The sequence below is a fragment of the Microbacterium sp. NPDC089987 genome, from assembly GCF_044748505.1.
Lineage (GTDB): Bacteria > Actinomycetota > Actinomycetes > Actinomycetales > Microbacteriaceae > Microbacterium.
In genome coordinates this window covers 1,612,462-1,632,006 of the sequence record NZ_JBIVGE010000001.1, presented here as the reverse complement: position 1 = coordinate 1,632,006, position 19,545 = coordinate 1,612,462, and the positions used below count along the sequence as shown (strand labels likewise).

Here is a 19,545-nt window from a genome sequence, read left to right as displayed (position 1 = left end):
GAGCGTCGTCCGTATGGTGACCGGAACCAGTCCGGTGAGCGTCGTCCGTATGGTGACCGGAACCAGTCCGGTGAGCGTCGTCCGTATGGTGACCGCAACCAGGGCGGTGACCGCAACCAGGGCGGTGACCGCAACCAGTCCGTTGAGCGCCGTCCGTACGGTGATCGCAACCAGTCCGGTGAGCGTCGTCCCTATGGTGACCGGAACCAGGGTGGCGAGCGTCGTCCCTACGGTGATCGCAACCAGGGTGCCGAGCGCCGTCCCTATGGTGATCGCAGCCAGGGCGGTGAGCGTCGTCCCTACGGTGATCGCAACCAGGGTGCCGAGCGCCGTCCCTATGGTGATCGCAACCAGTCCGGTGAGCGTCGTCCCTATGGCGACCGGAACCAGGGCGGTGAGCGTCGTCCGTATGGTGACCGCAACCAGGGCGGTGACCGCAACCAGGGTGGCGAGCGCCGGCCCTATGGTGATCGCAACCAGGGTGCCGAGCGCCGTCCCTATGGTGATCGCAACCAGGGTGGCGAGCGTCGTCCGTACGGTGATCGCAACCAGTCCGGTGAGCGTCGCCCCTATGGCGACCGCAACCAGTCCGGTGAGCGTCGACCGTCCGGTGACCGCAACCAGGGTGGCGAGCGTCGCCCGTACGGTGACCGGAACCAGTCCGGTGAGCGTCGCCCCTATGGCGACCGCAACCAGGGCGAGCGTCCTTCGTACGGGGATCGCGGCCAGTCCGGTGAGCGTCGCTCATATGGCGACCGCCCGCGTCAGGATCGCGATGGAGGCGAGCGGTCTTCGTTCCGCGACCGTCCGCGCGGCGGCGTCGACCGTCCGCACAACGAGTACGCGCCGGTTCGCGAGCGCATCCCGGAGCCGCCGCTGCCGGACGAGATCACCGCGCGTGATCTGCACCCGGCTGCGCGCAACGAGCTGAAGACCCTCAGCAAGGAGAACGCCGAGCAGGTCGCGCGTCATCTCGCGATGGTCGCGCAGCTCATCGACGATGACCCGGAACGCGCGCACGAGCATGCTCTCGCGGCCTCGCGCCGCGCCGGCCGCGTAGCCGTCGTGCGCGAGACCCTGGCGATCACGGCATACGGTATCGGCGACTTCGCCCTCGCGCTGCGCGAGCTGCGCACGTACCGTCGCATCTCCGGAAACGACGATCAGATCGCCCTCATCGTCGACAGCGAGCGCGGCGTAGGCCGGCCCGACCGCGCTCTCGAGGAGGGCCGTGGAGTCGATCGCGCCTCTCTGGCTCCGGCCGTGCGCGTGGCTCTGGCCATCGCGATGTCCGGCGCGCGCCTCGATCGAGGCGAGACCGAACTCGCGCTGGGCGAGCTCGAGATCCCGGAGCTCGACCCCGACCGTGCCTTCGAGTGGAGCCCCGCGCTGTTCTCGGCCCGTGCGGCCGTGCTCGAAGACCTCGGTCGTACCGAGGAAGCGAACTTCTGGGCGCAGCGCGCCGAGGTCGCCGCTTCCGCGCTCGGTCACGATGGCGAGTTCGACGAGATCATTGTCGAGGACGGCCTCGTCGAGGACTTCGACGACGCCGACGAGTACGACGAGGCGGATGCTGTCGAGCAGCACCACGCACCGATCGACGGCGCGGATGCCGATGAAACCGGAGCTGCCGAGGAACCCGCAGCAGCCGAGGAAGACGCCGACACCGGCGCATTTGAGGAAGCGCTCGACGGGGACGCTGCGGTCGCAGCATCCGGCACCGAGGGCGACTCGGCGCAGCCCGAGCCCGAGGCCGACAGCTCCTCCGCATTCGATGATCTGGAGTCCGATCGCTGATGGCTCTGTTCCGCCGCGCCAAGCAGGCATCCACTCCGCTGACCGGACGCGACGCGATCCTCGCTGATCTCGACGGGGTCGTGTACGCCGGGCCGAACGCGCTGCCGCACGCGGTCGACAGCCTCAACCGCGCTGCGCAGTCGATGCGGCTCGGCTACATCACCAACAACGCCGCGCGCACCGACGCGTCGGTCGCCGAGCATCTCACCGGTCTGGGGCTGAGGGTCGCGGCCGAGGATGTCGTCACCAGCCCGCAGGCGGCCATGCGCCTGCTCGCGACGATGGTGCCCGCCCCCGCCACGATCCTGATCGTCGGGGGAGAGGGCCTGGTCGTCGAGGCCGAGAAGGCCGGATACACGGTCACGCGCAGCGCGGAGGACTCCCCGGCAGCCGTCGTGCAGGGCTTCAGCCCCGACGTCGCGTGGACCGACCTCGCCGAGGCGGCTTTCGCGCTCAAGGTGCCCGAGGACGAGGGCGGGATCCCATGGATCTCGACCAACACCGACTGGACCATCCCGCGCGAGCGAGGCGTGGCGCCCGGCAACGGCACGCTGGTGTCGGCCGTGCACACCGCGATCGGCCGACTGTCGACGGTGGCGGGCAAGCCGGAGACGCCCATCTTCGAAGAGGCCATCGCGCGCTTCGGTGCGCAGCGTCCACTGTTCCTCGGCGACCGCCTCGACACCGACATCATGGGCGCCGCGCGCGCCGGCATCGACTCGGCGCTCGTGCTCACGGGCATCGATCGGCCGAAGCACGTGCTCGCAGCCCCGCAGGGGTCGCGGCCGGACTACATCCTCGCCGACCTGCGCGACCTGCACGCTCCGTACCCCGAGACGACCGAGAAGGACGGCGTCTTCACCGTCGGCGGCGCGTCGGTGCGCATCGTCAACGGCGATGTCCAGATCATCTCGGAGGGCTCGGCGCAGATCGACCTGCTGCGCGCCGGCGCCGCAGCGATCTGGGCGACGGGGCTCGCGATCTACGCATTCCGCGTGCCCGAGAAGCTCTACGCCGATCCTTTCCACAGGCCCTGAGAGTCGCGGCTGCCCCGTCCGCACCCCGGGCTACAGTTGACGGATGGAGCACACGCGAGACGAGCCGACCGATGCGCTCTGGAGCAGACTGCGCCTGATCGAGAGTCAGCCGCTCGCCGACCGGGCCGACGCGTACGGCGCGATGCATGACGAGCTGATGAAGCGTCTCGAGAGCACCCCGCGCACGGGCGACTCGGCGCACGGCGCCCGATGACCCGCCTCGACGCTGCTCTCGCGGCACGGGGTCTCGCTCGTTCGCGGACTCACGCGGCGTCTCTCATCGCCGACGGACTGGTGAGCGTCGACGGACGCACGATCATCAAGGCATCCACCCCCGTCGCCGACGAAGCCGAGCTCCGCGTCGACGGCGGCGACCACTACGTCAGCCGCGCCGCGCACAAGCTGCTCGCCGCGCTCGACGGCTTCGGGATCCCCGTCGAGGGGCGTCTCGCGCTCGACATGGGGGCATCGACCGGTGGATTCACTCAGGTGCTGCGCGAGCGCGGCGCACGCCGCGTGCTCGCCGTCGACGTCGGCCACGGCCAGCTGTCGCCGCAGGTCGCCGCGGACCCGGCCGTGACAGCCGTCGAAGGTTTCAACGTCCGGCACATGAGCGCGCGGTCGCTCGCGGATGCGACCGGCGAGGCGCAGCGCCCCGAACTCGCGGTCGGCGACCTGTCGTTCATCTCCCTCGACCTCGTGCTGCCGGCGATCGCCGCGACGATCGCATCCGACGCGGACGTCATCCTGCTCATCAAGCCCCAGTTCGAGGTGGGCCGCACCGCGGTGAAGGGCGGGCTCGTCACCAGCATCGACGCCAGGGTCGACGCGGTCGAGCGCACGCTGTGGAGCGCACACGACGCGGGCCTCGGGATGCTCGGCATCCTGCCCTCGCCGATCCTCGGCACGCACGGCAACGCCGAGTACCTCGCGCACCTCGCGCCCGGCCGCGGGACGGATCCGTCAGAATGGTCTGAGCAGATCGCACACGTGGCAGGAGGACGATGAACGCGCGCCCCATCCTGGTCGTCGCCCACGCCAAACGCGAGGACACGGTCGCCGCAGCGCTTCGTGTCGTCGACGCGCTGCGGGGCGCCGGCGCAACCCCTGTGCTGCCAGCGGACGATCACCATGAGTTCGTGGCCCTCGATGAGCGCTTCGCCGAGGTCGGACTTCTGGGAACGGACGCCGCGATCGACGACCTCGAGCTCGCCATCGTGCTCGGCGGCGACGGCACGATCCTGCGCGCAGCCGAGCTCGTGCGCGGGTCGGGCGCGCCGGTGCTGGGCATCAACATGGGCCACGTCGGATTCCTCGCCGAGATCGATCGAGATGACATGGATGCCGCCGTGGCCCGCGTCATCGATCGCGACTACGAGGTCGAGGAGCGCCTCGCGCTGTCCGTCCGGGTGAAGGATGCCCACGGCGCGGTCGTGTACGAGACCTGGGCGCTCAACGAGGCGACCGTCGAGAAGGCCAGCCGGGAGCGGATGATCGAGGTCGTCATCGAGATCGACGGCCGGCCGCTGTCGAGTTTCGGATGTGACGGCATGGTCGTCTCCACTCCGACGGGCTCCACCGCGTACAACTTCTCCGCTGGCGGGCCGGTCATCTGGCCGACCGTCGAGGCCATCGCGGTCGTGCCGCTCTCGGCGCACGCGCTCTTCGCGAAGCCTCTGGTCGTCGGGCCGGAGGCGTCGGTCGCGATCGAGATGCTCGAGCGCACCGACGGCAGCGGGATCCTCTGGTGCGACGGACGCCGCTCGCACGAGCTGCCGCCCGGGGCACGCGTCGTCGTGCGGCGCTCGTCACGCCCGGTGCGACTGGCGCGGCTTCATCCGACCGCGTTCACCAACCGCCTCGTGCGCAAGTTCCAGCTCCCCGTCGCCGGATGGCGAGGTGCTCCGTGATCGACGAGATGCGCATCCGCGGTCTCGGCGTGATCGACGACGCCGTGCTGCCGCTCGGGGCAGGATTCACCGCCGTGACCGGAGAGACCGGCGCAGGCAAGACCATGGTCGTCACCGGCCTCGGGCTGCTGCTGGGCGCCCGTGCCGACTCGTCGGCGATCCGTGCCGGCGCCGCTCAGGCATCCGTCGCCGGAGTCTGGATGGTGCCCCCGCAGGGACCCGTCGCCGACATCGTCACCGACGCCGGGGGTGAGCTCGAGCCGGCCGGCAACGCAGCAGAGCTCTACGTCTCGCGCACTCTGAGCGCCGAGGGCCGCAGTCGGGCGAGCGTCGGCGGCCGCCCCGCTCCGGCGGGCGTGCTCGCCTCTCTGGCCGAGGAGCTCGTGGTCGTGCACGGACAGTCCGACCAGCTGCGCCTGCGCTCGGGCGCCGCGCAGCGGGATGCGCTCGACCGCTTCGGAGGCGAGCAGATCGCCTCAGCCGTTGCGACCTACCGTGACCGCTTCGCCCGATGGCGGGAGCTGGATGCCGAGATCACCGAGCTCACCGAGAACCGCGACCGTCGCATGGCAGAAGCCGCGCTGCTGCGTGAGCAGCTCGCCGAGATCGAGCAGCTCGAGCCGCAGCCGGGGGAGGACGTCGAGCTGAACCAGCGCGCCGAGCGACTCGCCAACTCCGAGGAGCTGCGGCTGTCGGCCTCCGTCGCCCGCTCGGCGCTTTCGAGCGACGAGGGCGACCCGGACGTCGCCGCTCTGCTCGCCGAGGCCCGCCGCTCTCTCGAGCGCAGCGCCGACCCGAAGCTCACCGAGATCTCGGAGACGCTCGCCGACCTCGGCTATCGCGCCGCCGATCTCGCGCAGCAGCTCTCGGGATACCTCGCCGACCTCGACGAGTCGGGCCCGCACGAACTCGCCGCCGTCGAGGAGCGTCGCGCCGCGCTCGGCGGACTGATCCGCCAGCACGGCTCGCTCGACGACGCCCTGCGCATCTGGCAGACGGGGTCGCTGCGCCTCGCTGAGCTCGACGACGACGGCGACCGCATCGAGCGGCTGACCGCGGAGGCGGGCAGTGCCCGCGACGCCCTCGACGATGCAGCCGACGCCCTCACCGAGGTGCGCACAGCGGCCGCCGTGCGGCTGTCGGCGGCCGTGACCGACGAGCTGCACGCCCTCGCCATGCCCGATGCCACCCTCGAGGTGCGCGTGTCCGCGGGCGCCGAATCCGCGCGCGGACGCGACGACGTCGCCATCCTGCTCGCACCGCACCCGGGCGCCGAGCCGCGGACGGTCTCGAAGGGGGCATCCGGCGGCGAGCTCTCGCGGGTCATGCTCGCGATCGAGGTCGTCATCGCCGGCACGGACCCGGTGCCGACGTTCGTCTTCGACGAGGTGGATGCCGGGATCGGCGGAGCCGCGGCCATCGAGGTCGGCCGCAGGCTCGCGCAGCTCGCCCGCACCTCGCAGGTCATCGCCGTCACGCACCTCGCTCAGGTGGCCGCGTTCGCGAACAACCACCTCTCGGTGGTCAAGTCGAACGACGGCGCGGTGACCGCGTCGAGCGTCACCAGGCTCGAGGGCGCCGACCGCGAGGCCGAGATGGCGCGCCTGCTCTCCGGACTCACCGATTCCGATGCCGCACTCACCCACGCCCGCGAACTGCTGAGCCTCGGCTCCGCGATCGACTGATAGGATAAAAGCCCGTGATGAACTCTTCTGTTGCGGCGCCTGACAACGACACCAGCTCCTTCACCACGAAGCACATCTTCGTGACGGGCGGTGTCGTTTCCTCGTTGGGCAAGGGGCTCACCGCAGCCAGCCTGGGCAATCTGCTCACCGCGCGCGGTGTGCGCGTCGTGATGCAGAAGCTCGACCCGTACCTCAACGTCGACCCCGGCACCATGAACCCGTTCGAGCACGGTGAGGTCTTCGTCACCGACGACGGCGCGGAGACCGACCTCGACATCGGGCACTACGAGCGCTTCCTCGGCATCAACCTGTCTCGTGCGGCGAACGTCACCACCGGGCAGATCTACTCCGACGTGATCGCCAACGAGCGTCGCGGTGACTATCTCGGCGCGACCGTGCAGGTCATCCCGCACATCACCGACGAGATCAAGCGCCGCATGCGCCTGCAGGCCACCGAGCAGCCTCAGCCCGACATCATCATCACCGAGGTCGGCGGCACCGTCGGCGACATCGAGTCGCAGCCGTTCCTCGAGGCCGCGCGTCAGCTGCGTCACGAGCTGGGCCGCGACAACGTGTTCTTCGTGCACGTGTCCCTCGTGCCGTTCATGGGCGCCTCCGGCGAGCAGAAGACCAAGCCCACCCAGCACTCCGTCGCAGCCCTGCGCCAGGTCGGCATCCAGCCCGACGCGCTGGTGCTGCGCAGCGATCGTCCGGTCAGCGCGAGCAACCGCAACAAGATCGCCCTGATGTGCGACGTCGATGCCGAAGGCGTGATCAACACGGTCGACCTGCCGAGCATCTACGACATCCCGTCGACGCTCAACGATCAGGGCCTCGACGCCTACATCATCCGCCGTCTCGGCCTCGACCACGCCGGCGAGGTCGACTGGACCCGCTGGAACACGGTGCTGCACGCGGTGCACAACCCCAAGCACGAGGTCACCATCGGTCTCGTCGGCAAGTACATCGATCTGCCCGACGCGTACCTCTCGGTCACCGAAGCCCTCAAGGCCGGCGGCTTCGCTCAGGAGACGAAGGTCAACATCCGCTGGATTCCGTCCGACTCATGCGAGACCCCGGAGGGGGCGGCGAAGGCTCTCGGCGAGGTCGATGGCATCTGCGTGCCCGGCGGCTTCGGCATCCGCGGCATCGAGGGCAAGCTCGGCGCGCTGAAGTTCGCCCGTGAGCAGGGCATCCCGACGCTCGGCCTGTGCCTCGGCCTGCAGTGCATGGTCATCGAGTACGCCCGTGACGTCGCCGGCATCGAGGATGCCTCGTCGACCGAGTTCGACCCGGACACCGCAGAGCCCGTCATCGCGACCATGGCCGAGCAGATCGAGATCCTCGACGGCGGCGACCTGGGCGGCACCATGCGCCTCGGCCTCTACGAAGCGGCTCTCGCCGACGGCTCGCTCGCCAGCGACCTGTACGACGCGCCGACGGCCTCTGAGCGGCACCGCCACCGCTACGAGGTGAACAACGCCTACCGTCCGCGTCTCACCGACGCCGGTCTGGTGTTCTCGGGCGTGAACCCCGACCTCGACCTCGTCGAGTACGTCGAGCTGCCCCGGGACGTGCATCCGTTCTACATCGCCACCCAGGCCCACCCCGAGCTCAGCTCGCGTCCCACCGCGCCGCACCCGCTCTTCCGCGGTCTGGTCGGCGCCGCCATCGAGCGCCACCGCGCCAGCGAGCTGTTCACCGAGGACGCCTGATCATGCTGCAGGACGAGCCGTTCGAGCCCGAGGTCATCTCCAGTGACGTCGCCTACCGTGGCGCGGTCTGGAACGTACGCGACGATCGGGTGCGCTACGGCGACGGCGAGATCCGCCGCCAGTACGTCGCGCACACCGGTGCGGTCGCCGTCGTCGCGCTGGACGAGCACGAGCGGGTGCTGCTGATCCAGCAGTACCGGCATCCGATCCGCCACCGCGACTGGGAGCTGCCCGCCGGCCTGCTCGACGTGCCGGGTGAGGAGCCGATGCACGCCGCCCAGCGCGAGCTCGGCGAGGAAGCCGACATCGTCGCCGAGCACTGGGAGCACCTCGTCTCGGCGTGGACGACGCCAGGCGGCAACGACGAGATGATCCACATCTACCTCGCCACCGGCCTCAGCGATTCCGACCGGCACGAGCGCGAGGACGAGGAGGCCGACATCCGCGTCGAGTGGGTGCCGCTCGCCGAGGTGGCGGATGGCGTGCTCGCGGGGCGTCTGCACAACGGCATCCTGGCCATCGGGGTTCTCGCGGCCGAGCGCCGCCTCCGCGAGCAGCGGTCGCACGAAGAGCCCTGACGTGCGGCTCGACCGGGCGCTCGACGCGTACCTGCGTCACGTCACGATCGAGCGCGGGCTCTCCGAGCACACGGTCGCCGCCTACCGTCGCGATCTGTCCGGCTACGCCGCATGGCTGGGGGAGCAGGGCATCGAGACGACGGATGCGATCGACCCGCGCACCGTGGCGGCGTTCATCGCCGATCGCGCGGGCGCCGACCCGCCACCCGCGGCGACGAGCCTCGCCCGGCTGCAGTCGGCCGTGCGCGGCTGGCACCGCTTCCTCGTACGCGAGGGGATCGAGACCGCCGATCCCACCGGGCGGCTGCGGCCGCCGAAGGCGCCGCAGCGCCTGCCGAAGGCGCTCACCATCGAGCAGGTCGAGCGCCTCCTCGCCGCGCCCTCGGCCGACGAGCCGATCGGGATGCGCGACCGGGCATTGCTCGAGCTGCTGTACGCGACGGGGGCGCGTGTCTCGGAGGCGGTCACGCTCGACGTCGACGACCTCTCCTACGGCGACGTGCTCCGCCTGCGGGGCAAGGGCGACAAGGAGCGAATCGTGCCTGTCGGGTCCTACGCGCGGGCGGCCGTCGACGCCTACCTCACGCGGGCCCGCCCGGGGCTGGCGACCAAGGGGCGCGCGACGGCCCGGCTGTTCCTGGGCGCACGCGGAGCGCCGCTGTCACGGCAGAGCGCCTGGCTGGTGATCCGCGCCGCCGCCGAACGCGCGCAGATCACCGCCGAGGTGTCTCCGCACACACTGCGGCACAGCTTCGCGACGCACCTGCTGCAGGGCGGTGCCGACGTGCGCGTGGTGCAGGAGCTGCTCGGCCACGCGTCCGTCGCGACGACGCAGATCTACACGCATGTGTCGGTGGATGCCCTGCGCGATGTGTACGCGACGTCGCACCCCCGGGCGCGCTGAGCCTCTGCCGCGTGCCGACCCCGGCGCAGTCGCGCCCTGCGGATACAATCGAGCGAGCACGAAGGAGCAGGATGGCGGACAAGGTGACGAAGAGCAGGTCGAAGGCGACGAAGGGTGACGACACCCCCATCGGCCCGACCGGTCGTCCCTACCAGGGGTTCCCGACCCCTGCGCCGCTCGCCTCGCACGGCCCGGCGCGCATCATCGCCCTGTGCAACCAGAAGGGCGGCGTCGGCAAGACGACCACCTCGATCAACCTCGCAGCCTCGCTCGCCGAGTACGGCCGCCGCGTGCTCGCGGTGGACTTCGACCCCCAGGGTGCGCTGTCTGCGGGTCTGGGCATCCAGACGCACGACGTGCCCACCGTGTACGACCTGCTGCTCGACACCAAGCGCGACCCCCGCGAGGCGATCGTGCACTCGTCCGTCCACAACCTCGACGTGCTGCCGGCGAACATCGACCTGTCGGCCGCCGAGGTGCACCTCGTCAACGAGGTGGCTCGGGAGACGATCCTCTCCCGGGTGCTGCGGCACGTGTCGGGCGAGTACGACGTCATCCTCATCGACTGCCAGCCGTCGCTCGGCCTGCTCACGGTGAATGCGCTGACCGCCGCGCATGGCGTGCTCATTCCGCTGGAGTGCGAGTTCTTCGCCCTGCGCGGTGTGGCGCTGCTGATCGAGACCATCGACAAGGTGCGCGACCGGCTCAACCCCGCCATCGAGCTCGACGGCCTGCTCGCCACGATGTACGACCCGCGCACGCTGCACTCGCGCGAGGTGCTGGAGCGCGTCGTCGAGGCCTTCGGCGATGACGTCCTCGAGACCGTCATCGGTCGCACCGTGAAGTTCCCCGACGCGTCGGTGTCGGGCGTTCCCATCACCGAGTTCGCGCCCGAGCACGCCGCAGCACAGGCGTACCTGCGACTGGCGCGGGAGCTGGTCGCCCGTGGCGCCGTCGCCTGAGAACCACGCTGTCGTCGACGAGACCGGGCCTCGCGCTGAGCCGGTCGAAGCGTTTCGCGTCTCGCTGTCGAACTTTGACGGCCCGTTCGACCTGCTGCTGAACCTCATCTCCAAGCACGAGCTCGACATCACCGAGGTCTCGCTGAGCCGGGTCACAGACGAGTTCATCTCGTACCTGAAGGAGCTCGACGGCGACGCCGAGCTCGATCAGGCATCGGAGTTCCTGGTCGTCGCGGCCACCCTGCTCGACATGAAGATCGCAGGCCTCCTGCCCCAGGGTGAGCTGGTGGATGCCGAGTCGGTGGCGCTGCTGGAGGCCCGAGACCTGCTGTTCGCCCGGCTGCTGCAGTACCGCGCGTTCAAGGAGGTCTCGAGCTGGTTCGCGCGCTGCCTGCAGCGGGAGGACCGCCGTCACGTGCGCGCCGTGCCGCTCGACGAGAAGCACCGCAGCCGCACTCCCGAGCTGGTGTGGACGCTGACCCCCGCCGATTTCGCCGCGCTGGCACTGATGGCCTTCACCCCCAAGGAGCTGCCGAGCGTCGGACTCGACCACCTGCACGCGCCGCTGGTGAGCATCCGCGAGCAGGCCGCGATCGTCGTCACGCTGCTGCGCAGCACGGAGTCGCTGACCTTCCGCGAGCTCGTCGCCGGCGTCAGCGAGCCCGGCATCGTCGTGGCGCGCTTCATCTCGGTGCTCGAGCTGTACCGCCACGCGGCGCTGTCGTTCGAGCAGCTCGAGCCACTCGGCGAGCTGACCCTGCGCTGGTCGGCGGAGAGCTGGTCGGACGAGCAGCTGGCCACGTTGGGAGCAGACTATGACCGATGAGACGGATGCCCGTACCGTGCCGACCTCCGGGAATCAGCAGGTGACCCTCGAAGCGGCCCCCGAGTCACCGCTCGAGTCGCCGCTCACCGAGCGCGTCGAGGCGATCCTGCTGATCATCGATGAGCCCATCGCACTCGTCGCCCTGGCCGCTGCCGTGCACGCGCCGGTGCATGCGGTGCGACAGGTGCTCGAGCAGCTGGTGGAGGACTACGACGGGCGTGGCCGCGGCCCGCGCCGCGGCTTCGAGCTGCGCGAGGTCGGCGGCGGCTGGCGACTGTACGTACGCGATGACCACGACGACCTGGTGGCGGACTTCATCGGCGGACAGGCCCCGGCCCGGCTCTCCCAGGCGGCGCTCGAGACGCTCGCCGTGATCGCCTACAAGCAGCCCGTGACCCGAGGGCAGGTGGCATCCATCCGCGCTGTCAACGTCGACTCGGTCGTGCGCACCCTGCTCGCGCGCGGGCTCATCACCGAGCTGTTCGCCGACTCCGAGACCGGCGCGATCAACTACGGCACCACCGATCAGCTGCTGCAGCACCTCGGCATCAACTCGATCGATGATCTGCCGCCCATCTCGCCGCTGCTCGATGACGGCGCCGACGGATTCGACGAGGGAATGATCTGATGAGCACTGAACGACCCCAGATGGACCCGCCCGAGGGCATCCGCCTGCAGAAGGCGCTCGCGAACGCCGGCGTGGCATCCCGCCGCGTCATCGAGCAGTACATCGTCGAGGGGCGCATCCGCGTCAACGGCAGGACGGCCACCGAGCTCGGCACCCGCATCGACCCCGAGACCGACCTCATCGACGTCGACGGCACAGCCGTGCAGCTCGACGTCTCGAAGCGGTACGTGATGCTGAACAAGCCGACGGGCGTCGTCAGCACGATGAAAGACGAGAACGGCCGGCCCGACCTGCGCCGCTTCACGAAGGACTGGCCCGAGCGGCTGTACAACGTCGGGCGACTGGATGCCGAGACCAGCGGCCTGCTCATCCTCACCAACGACGGCGGCCTCGCCCACGTGCTCGCGCACCCGTCGTTCGGCGTCACCAAGGTCTACATCGCGAAGGTGTCCGGCACGGTCACGGCGCAGACCATCGCTCAGCTGACTCGCGGGATCGAACTCGAGGACGGACCGATCAAGGCCGACAAGGCTCGGCTCCTGGATGTCTCGCGCGGGTCGAGTTTGGTCGAGCTCACGCTGCACTCCGGACGCAACCGAATCGTCCGGCGCATGATGGCCGCGGTCGGGCATCCGGTCGACGAGCTGGTGCGCCGCCAGTTCGGGCCGCTGCACCTGGGAACTCTCGCGGTCGGCAAGGCGCGCGAGCTGACTAAAATCGAACGAGGCGCGCTGCTGACTCTGTCGCGCCAGGATTCCCCGGCGCCCGCTGCCACCGAGCAGCGACGAGCGCATGACAGCCCTCAGGAGAACGAGTGACCGATTCCCACAGTGCGCGCGCGGCTCAGCATGCCGCGCGGCTCTCGGGGACGGTGCGCGTCGTCGGAGCGGGGCTTCTCGGCTCGAGCATCGGGCATGCCCTCAGCGCCAAGGGCATCGACGTCGTGCTCGCCGACGCATCGCCGTCGCAGCTGCGTCTCGCCATCGACTACGGCGCGGGACGCGCCGCGCGCCACGACGACGCACCGCGGCTGATCGTCGTGGCCGTCCCGCCGGATGTCACCGCGGACGTCATCGAGGCCGAGCTGAGCGCCTACCCGGATGCCGTCGTCACCGACGTCGCGAGCGTGAAGCTCGACCCCTTCGACGAGCTGCGCCGCCGCGGCATCGACTTGACCCGTTACATCGGCTCGCACCCGCTCGCCGGACGTGAGCGCGGGGGAGCGATCTCGGCGCGCGCCGACCTGTTCATCGGCCGTCCGTGGGTGGTCTGCCGCGATGAGCAGACCCGCGCCGCCGATCTCGCCTTGGTCGAAGCGCTCGCGCTCGACGTCGGCGCGATGCCACTGGAGATGACTCCCGACGAGCACGACCGCTCGGTCGCGCTCACCTCCCACGTGCCGCAGGTGGTCGCGAGCCTGCTCGCCGGGCGCCTGGCCGAGGCGGACGAGGGCTCGCTGCGTCTCGCCGGTCAGGGCGTGCGCGACACGACCCGCATCGCCGCCTCGGCGCCGGAGCTGTGGGTGCAGATCCTCGGGGCGAACGCCGCCCCGGTCGTCGAGCTGCTGGATGCCCTGGCCCTGGACCTCAAGGAGGTCGCCGACGCTCTGCGCGAGCCGGACGCTCCCGGTGCCCGCAGAACGGTCGCGGATGCCATCCGCCAGGGCAACGAGGGCGTGGAGCGCCTGCCGGGCAAGCACGGTCAGAACCGACGCTTCGAGACGATGGTCGTCATGGTCGACGACACCCCGGGCCAGCTGGGCCGCCTGTTCGGCGAGCTCGGCGAACTGGGCGTCAACGTCGAGGACCTGCGTCTCGAGCACTCTCCTGGCGCCCAGTTCGGTCTCGCCGAGATTAGCCTGGCGCCGGCCGCACTGCGCGGTGCGATCGAAGGACTGGAAGAGCGCGGCTGGCGGATTGCGGGGAACACCAATGACTAGCCCTTCGACAGGCTCAGGGACCCAGGGGACAGGCACCCACGCGGTTGGTGCCGCGAAGTTCATCGCGATCGACGGGCCCGCCGGCTCCGGCAAGTCCAGCGTCTCGAAGGAGATCGCGCGCCGCGAGCGCTACGGCTACCTCGACACGGGAGCCGCCTACCGGGCGCTGGCGTGGCACGTGCTCGACCTCGGGGACGACACAGCTGACGCCGATGCGGTTCGCGCCGCGGCATCCGATTTCCCGTTCTCGCAGGGACTCGACCCGGATGACCGGATCGTGCGCGTCGGCGACGTGGACGTGACGGCCGCCATCCGCGAGCCGCGGGTGTCGGGCGCGGTCAGCGGCGTCGCTCGCGTACCCGAGGTCCGCGTGCAGGTGAACGAGATGTTCCGTCGCATCGTCGCCGAGTCGGACTACCCGGCCGTGATCGTCGAAGGACGGGACATCACCACCGTCGTCGCGCCCGACGCGCCCGTGCGGATCCTGCTCACCGCAGCGCCCGAGGTGCGCGCCGCCCGCCGCGCCGGCGAGCTCGCAGGCGAGAACGCCGCCGCTGTCGCGGAAGCGCTGCACAAGCGCGACGCATCTGACAGCACCGTCGTCGACTTCCTCAACGCCGCCGAAGGCGTTGACGTGGTCGACTCCACCGAACTTGATTTCGCGCAGACCATCGACGCCGTGCTCGCGGTGATCGCCCAGCGGCGCGACGCTGACAGAGGAGCTTGAACATGGCCGATGAAGAGTACACCGGCGCCCCCGACGATCTCGCCGAGAAGATGGCCTCGCTCGACGAGGACTTCGCCGAACAGCGCGCCACCGCGATGCGCGCATCGCTCAGCGACTACGAGCTGGAAGAGGACGACACCGCGCTGTTGGAGGGCATCGCCCTCGGCGAGGACGGCATCGAGTACTCGCCGGCCCTGCCGGTGGTGGCGATCGTCGGCCGTCCGAACGTGGGCAAGTCGGCGCTCGTGAACCGCATCCTCGGCCGCCGCGAGGCCGTCGTCGAGGACACCCCTGGCGTCACGCGTGACCGCGTCACCTACAAGGCCGAGTGGAATGACCGTCGCTTCTCGCTGGTCGACACCGGTGGCTGGGAGCCGGATGCCAAGGGCATCGACCGCTCGGTCGCCGCTCAGGCCGAGGTCGCGATCGACCTCGCCGACATGGTGCTGTTCGTCGTCGACGCGAAGGTCGGCGCCACCTCCACCGACGAGCACGTCGTGAAGCTGCTGCGCAAGAGCGGCAAGCCCGTGTTCCTCGTCGCGAACAAGATCGATGACGCCCGCCAGGAGCCCGAGGCCGCGGCCCTGTGGAACCTGGGACTGGGTGAGCCGCATCCGGTCTCGGCCATCCACGGTCGCGGTGTGGCCGATCTGCTCGACATGGTCATCGCCAAGCTGCCCGAGGTGTCGGCTGTCGCGAAGGCGGAGATCGGCGGCCCGCGCCGCGTCGCCATCATCGGGCGCCCGAACGTGGGCAAGTCGTCGCTGCTGAACAAGGCGGCGGGCGAGGAGCGCGTGGTCGTGAACGACCTCGCCGGCACCACCCGCGACCCGGTCGACGAGATCGTCGAGCTGGGCGGGAAGATGTGGCGTCTGGTCGACACCGCGGGCATCCGCCGCCGGGTGCACCTGCAGCAGGGCGCGGACTTCTACGCGTCGCTGCGCACCTCCGCCGCGCTCGAGAAGGCCGAGGTCGCCGTCGTCGTGCTCGACGTCTCGCAGCCGATCAGCGTGCAGGACCTGAACATCATCGACATGGTGCTCGAGTCGGGACGCGCGCTCGTGCTCGCGTTCAACAAGTGGGACCGCCTGTCGGACGACGACATGGAGAACTCTGACCGTCGCCGCTACCTCGAGCGGGAGATCGAGCAGGATCTCGCGCACGTCGCATGGGCTCCCCGGGTCAACATCTCGGCGAAGACCGGCAGGCACTTCGACAAGCTCGTCCCCGCGCTCGAGCAGGCTCTGGAGAACTGGGACCGTCGCATCCCGACCGGAAAGTTCAACGCGTTCATCACCGAGCTCGTCGCCGCCCACCCGCACCCCCTGCGCGGTGGCAAGCAGCCGCGCATCCTGTTCGGCACGCAGGCGTCGACCCGTCCGCCGACGTTCGTGCTCTTCACGACCGGATTCCTCGACCCCGGCTACCGCCGCTTCGTGCAGCGACGCCTGCGCGAGCTGTACCAGTTCGAGGGAACGCCGATCGTCATCAACATGCGGGTGCGCGAGCGTCGCCAGCGCTGACCGGCTGGGTTCCTGAGCCTGTCGAAGGACCCGAGCCTGTCGAAGGGCCCCATTGGGTCCCTGAGCGCGCCCCTTTGGGTCCCTGAGCGCGCCCCTTTGGGTCCCTGAGCCTGTCGAAGGGATAATGGCGTCGGATGCCGCAACACCGCGGCATCCGACGCACTGCCCACGAGGCCCCGCACGATACGAGGATGCAATGTCGCACACCCTGCCCCTGCCCGACCTCACCCACGAGCGCGTGGAGGTGACGACCGGGCGACGCAGCGGGCTGTTCATCGCCGTCGCGCTGCACTCGTCCGTGCTCGGCTCGGCCCTGGGCGGAGCTCGCCTGTGGACGTACCCGCACTGGAGCGACGCTCTCGGCGACGCGCTGCGGCTGTCGGCGGCGATGACGCTGAAGAACGCGGCCGCGGGTTTGGATGCCGGTGGCGGCAAGTCGGTGATCGGGCTGGCGCCCGGTGAGACCCTCGACGCCGATCGGCGGAGGGACGCGTTCCTCGACCTCGGCGACGCCGTCGAGCTGATGGGCGGCCTGTACCGCACGGCGGAGGATGTCGGATCGACCACCGACGACATGCTCACGGTCAGCGAGCGCACACAGCACGTCGTCGGACTGCCGTCCGCCGTGGGCGGTTCCGGTGAGCCGGCAGGGCCGACCAGCGTCGGCGTGTACGCGTCGCTGCAGGCCGTGCTCGAGCGTGTGACCGGGTCGGCGGATGCCGCGGGTCGCCGCATCACGATCTCCGGTCTCGGGCAGGTCGGCGGACGGCTGGCATCGCGCCTCGCCGAGCAGGGCGCGCAGCTGACCGTGACCGACATCAACCCCGCACGCCGCTCGTTCGCTGACGAGATCGGAGCGACCTGGGCGGAGCCGGGCACCGAGCATCTGATCGCCGGCGACGTGTTCGTGCCGGCCGGCATCGGCGGCGTGCTGACCGACGAGGTCATCGACGCGCTGGACGTGAAGGCCGTGTGCGGCCCGGCGAACAACCCGCTCGCCGACCGGTCGGGAGCCGACCGTCTCGCGCAGCGCGGCGTGCTGTACGCGCCCGACTTCGTCGTGAACGCCGGCGGAGTGATCTATCTCGACCTCGAGGCGAAGCGCATCGGCTCCAGCGACGAGATCATGCAGCGTGTGGCGGGGATAGGCGACACGGTGCGCCGGATTCTCGATGACGCGGAGGCTCGCGGTGTGACACCGCTGCTCGCCGCGGAGGAGCTCGCAGCGGCGCGCCTGCGTGCCGGAGCAGCCGTCGGCGCGCGCTGACTCTCTGGCCGCTCGAGTCTTCCCGGCGGTCGCCTCGCCGTGGCGGTCGCCTGTTCCTGCGGTCGTCGTGCCGAAGGGCGTCGCGGCATGAAAGGCTGGGGGAGTGACGATCGTTCCTCCCGCCCCCGATGAGCCGCGACGTCCGCTCGGTCCGCAGGACCCGGGTGATGCCTGGGTGATCGCGCCGACCGGGGAGAAGTACTGGGGCCGGTTCGGAGCTGCTGGCGTACTCGCCTTCGATCCTCAGCGCGGGGTGCTGCTGCAGCATCGCGTCGGCTGGAGTCACTTCGGCGGTACCTGGGGCATTCCGGGCGGCGCCCTGCACAAAGATGAGTCGCCCCTCGACGGCGCGCTGCGGGAGGCGCAGGAAGAGGCGGGAATCCCGGACGGCGCGTTGCACGCGAGGTTCGCGCGCGTGCTGGATCTGCAGATCTGGTCGTACACCACCGTCGTCGCCGATGTGCTCGCGCCCTTCGATCCGGTGATCAGCGACCCCGAGAGCCTCGCTCTGGAGTGGGTGCCGGTCGACGAGGTCGATCAGCGGCCGCTGCATCCCGGCTTCGCGGCATCGTGGCCGCTGCTGCGTTCGCTGCTGATGGTGCACCCGGTGATCGTCGTCGACGCGGCGAACGTCGTCGGCTCGGTGCCGGATGGGTGGTGGAAGGACCGGGCGGGAGCCGCGACGCGCCTTCATGAGCGGCTCTCGAAGTGGGCAGCAGACGGCGTGGATGCCGGATCGCTGGGTCTCGAGGCCGACCGCTGGTTCCCGCCGGTGACGATGGTCGTCGAGGGTGCGGCGCGGGCCATCCCGGATGCCGGGCAGCAGACTCACGGCGCCCGGGTCGCCATCGTGCGCGCCGCGGGCGCCGGAGACGAAGCGATCGTCGAGGAGGCCCGCCGCCTCGGCGCAGACGGTTCAGAGGTGATAACCGTGACCAGCGACCGCGGCCTCGCCGCCCGACTCGAGGAGGTCGACGCGAAAGTCGAGTCGGCCGGCTGGCTGCTGCGCCAGATGGATGCCCGCGGCTGACCCGATCGCTTCCAGTCAGAACGGTGGTCGCTCCGTCGGATCTGGACCGGCAGCGTGTGGCGAACCAGGCGGGTCGGGAAGCTCGATTGACGGCACGAACATCACTCGTACGGATCCCGACCGCGCAGCCGGTCGATCTCGCGCCTCTCGCGTTTGGTTGGCCGCCCGGCGCCGCGGTCGCGCACGGCGAGCATGGCCGACGGCTCGCGAGGGGGAGTGCGGTCTTCGTACGCCGTCACCGCGACGGGCGCGCCGACGCGCTTCGACAGCGTCTGCTTCACGATGAGGATGCGGTCGAACCCCGACATCCTCACCCGCACCTCATCGCCCGGCTTCACGGTCTGCGCGGCCTTGGTCCGCTCGCCTCCGACGCGCACGTGCCCGGCCCGGCAGGCCGCCGTGGCGGCGGAGCGGGTCTTGTAGATGCGGATCGCCCAGAGCCAGCTGTCGACGCGTACGGGTTTCATGGCATCCATCATCTGCCCTTCTCCAGAACGCGATCAGCGACGGCGACGTCGAGCGGATGCCGCGGGGCGTCCACCCGTCGGATGAAACGGTCAGCCCTCGACGGTGACCTCGCCGATGCTGCCGTCGACGCCGAGGTGCACGGCGGGCCAGTACCCCTCGGGGAAGTGCTGCCCGCACGAGTCGGTGAAGTGCAGCACGGTCGCGTCGTCGGTGATCTCGAGGGTGTCGAGCACGAGATCGTCTGCGCCCTCGTCGAGCTCGCTTGGGGATGGGGTCCTGTCGCTGAAGTGGGTGATGACAGCGTCGGATGCCCGGCGCCGGATCTCATCGAGATCTTCGACCACAGCGTGGGCGCGGGGGACGAGCGTGCGCACGGCTTCGACGTCGGCTCCGTCGATCATCAGCTCCAGTTCACGGCCGTCGATCGTCAGCGCGCCCGAGAACCAGTCGTGCGTGACGACGTCGCCATCGTCGAGCGTGGTCTCGGCGCGCGAGAGGGTGCCGAGTTCCGGATCTTCGATGGTCGGATGCTGGGTGCTCATGCGGTTA

General features: G+C 70.3%; 20 protein-coding genes. 18 read left to right on the top strand and 2 right to left on the bottom strand.

Annotated features, from left to right (window positions below):
* The 18 genes from ACIPV2_RS07700 to ACIPV2_RS07615 all read left to right on the top strand — a co-directional run.
* A partial coding sequence (locus tag ACIPV2_RS07700) for a primosomal protein (RefSeq protein WP_400839866.1) occupies positions 1-1,797 on the top strand: 1,797 nt, incomplete at its 5' end.
* The gene (locus tag ACIPV2_RS07695) at positions 1,797-2,834 is read left to right on the top strand and encodes an HAD-IIA family hydrolase (protein ID WP_400839864.1); all 1,038 of its coding nucleotides are present in this window, start codon (positions 1,797-1,799) and stop codon (positions 2,832-2,834) included. The genes ACIPV2_RS07700 and ACIPV2_RS07695, both read left to right, overlap by 1 nt.
* A 43-nt stretch (positions 2,835-2,877) precedes the next feature.
* Entirely contained in the window at positions 2,878-3,048 is a 171-nt protein-coding gene (locus ACIPV2_RS07690; RefSeq protein ID WP_400839862.1) for a hypothetical protein, read from the top strand.
* Positions 3,045-3,842 (top strand): TlyA family RNA methyltransferase, encoded by a 798-nt coding sequence (locus ACIPV2_RS07685; RefSeq protein WP_400839860.1) that lies wholly within the window; start codon positions 3,045-3,047, stop codon positions 3,840-3,842. Before ACIPV2_RS07690 ends, ACIPV2_RS07685 begins: the two co-directional genes overlap by 4 nt.
* A complete protein-coding gene (locus ACIPV2_RS07680; RefSeq protein ID WP_101186941.1) occupies positions 3,839-4,744 on the top strand; it encodes an NAD kinase in 906 nt (301 codons plus the stop codon). The genes ACIPV2_RS07685 and ACIPV2_RS07680 overlap by 4 nt, the downstream gene beginning before the upstream one ends.
* Positions 4,741-6,429 carry a DNA repair protein RecN gene (gene recN / locus ACIPV2_RS07675; protein ID WP_400839857.1) on the top strand — a complete coding sequence of 563 codons (1,689 nt, stop codon included), beginning with the start codon at positions 4,741-4,743 and terminating at the stop codon, positions 6,427-6,429. The genes ACIPV2_RS07680 and recN overlap by 4 nt, the downstream gene beginning before the upstream one ends.
* 17 nt (positions 6,430-6,446) lie before the next feature.
* Positions 6,447-8,144, top strand: coding sequence for a CTP synthase (locus ACIPV2_RS07670; RefSeq protein ID WP_400839855.1), 1,698 nt, complete (start codon positions 6,447-6,449; stop codon positions 8,142-8,144).
* 2 nt (positions 8,145-8,146) lie between these two features.
* Positions 8,147-8,722 (top strand): NUDIX domain-containing protein, encoded by a 576-nt coding sequence (locus ACIPV2_RS07665; protein WP_400839853.1) that lies wholly within the window; start codon positions 8,147-8,149, stop codon positions 8,720-8,722.
* 1 nt (position 8,723) lies between these two features.
* Entirely contained in the window at positions 8,724-9,626 is a 903-nt protein-coding gene (gene xerD / locus ACIPV2_RS07660; RefSeq protein WP_400839851.1) for a site-specific tyrosine recombinase XerD, read from the top strand.
* 71 nt (positions 9,627-9,697) lie between these two features.
* Positions 9,698-10,588: a ParA family protein gene (locus tag ACIPV2_RS07655; RefSeq protein ID WP_101186936.1), complete on the top strand. Its 891-nt coding sequence runs from the start codon at positions 9,698-9,700 to the stop codon at positions 10,586-10,588.
* A complete protein-coding gene (locus tag ACIPV2_RS07650) occupies positions 10,572-11,414 on the top strand; it encodes a segregation and condensation protein A (RefSeq protein WP_400839849.1) in 843 nt (280 codons plus the stop codon). Before ACIPV2_RS07655 ends, ACIPV2_RS07650 begins: the two co-directional genes overlap by 17 nt.
* On the top strand, positions 11,404-12,042 hold the full coding sequence (gene scpB / locus ACIPV2_RS07645) for an SMC-Scp complex subunit ScpB (RefSeq protein ID WP_400839847.1): 639 nt from the start codon (positions 11,404-11,406) through the stop codon (positions 12,040-12,042). Before ACIPV2_RS07650 ends, scpB begins: the two co-directional genes overlap by 11 nt.
* Complete coding sequence (locus tag ACIPV2_RS07640; protein ID WP_400839846.1) at positions 12,042-12,860, top strand: pseudouridine synthase; 819 nt, start codon at positions 12,042-12,044, stop codon at positions 12,858-12,860. Before scpB ends, ACIPV2_RS07640 begins: the two co-directional genes overlap by 1 nt.
* The gene (locus ACIPV2_RS07635) at positions 12,857-13,981 is read left to right on the top strand and encodes a prephenate dehydrogenase (protein WP_400839844.1); all 1,125 of its coding nucleotides are present in this window, start codon (positions 12,857-12,859) and stop codon (positions 13,979-13,981) included. The genes ACIPV2_RS07640 and ACIPV2_RS07635 overlap by 4 nt, the downstream gene beginning before the upstream one ends.
* Entirely contained in the window at positions 13,974-14,708 is a 735-nt protein-coding gene (cmk, locus tag ACIPV2_RS07630; protein ID WP_400839842.1) for a (d)CMP kinase, read from the top strand. Before ACIPV2_RS07635 ends, cmk begins: the two co-directional genes overlap by 8 nt.
* A gap of 2 nt (positions 14,709-14,710) precedes the next feature.
* Complete coding sequence (gene der, locus ACIPV2_RS07625) at positions 14,711-16,231, top strand: ribosome biogenesis GTPase Der (protein ID WP_101186930.1); 1,521 nt, start codon at positions 14,711-14,713, stop codon at positions 16,229-16,231.
* Between the two features lie 196 nt (positions 16,232-16,427).
* Positions 16,428-17,498 (top strand): Glu/Leu/Phe/Val dehydrogenase dimerization domain-containing protein, encoded by a 1,071-nt coding sequence (locus tag ACIPV2_RS07620; RefSeq protein WP_400839839.1) that lies wholly within the window; start codon positions 16,428-16,430, stop codon positions 17,496-17,498.
* A 103-nt stretch (positions 17,499-17,601) separates the two neighbouring features.
* Positions 17,602-18,528 (top strand): NUDIX domain-containing protein, encoded by a 927-nt coding sequence (locus tag ACIPV2_RS07615; RefSeq protein ID WP_400839837.1) that lies wholly within the window; start codon positions 17,602-17,604, stop codon positions 18,526-18,528.
* A gap of 101 nt (positions 18,529-18,629) precedes the next feature.
* Here the strand turns inward: ACIPV2_RS07615 and ACIPV2_RS07610 are convergent, their stop codons facing one another.
* Together ACIPV2_RS07610 and ACIPV2_RS07605 are read right to left on the bottom strand one after the other, a co-directional pair.
* Positions 18,630-18,995, bottom strand: a complete 366-nt coding sequence (locus ACIPV2_RS07610) for an RNA-binding S4 domain-containing protein (RefSeq protein ID WP_400839835.1) — start codon at positions 18,993-18,995, stop codon at positions 18,630-18,632.
* 90 nt (positions 18,996-19,085) lie between these two features.
* Positions 19,086-19,538, bottom strand: coding sequence for a hypothetical protein (locus ACIPV2_RS07605; protein WP_400839833.1), 453 nt, complete (start codon positions 19,536-19,538; stop codon positions 19,086-19,088).
* Positions 19,539-19,545: the final 7 nt, after the last annotated feature.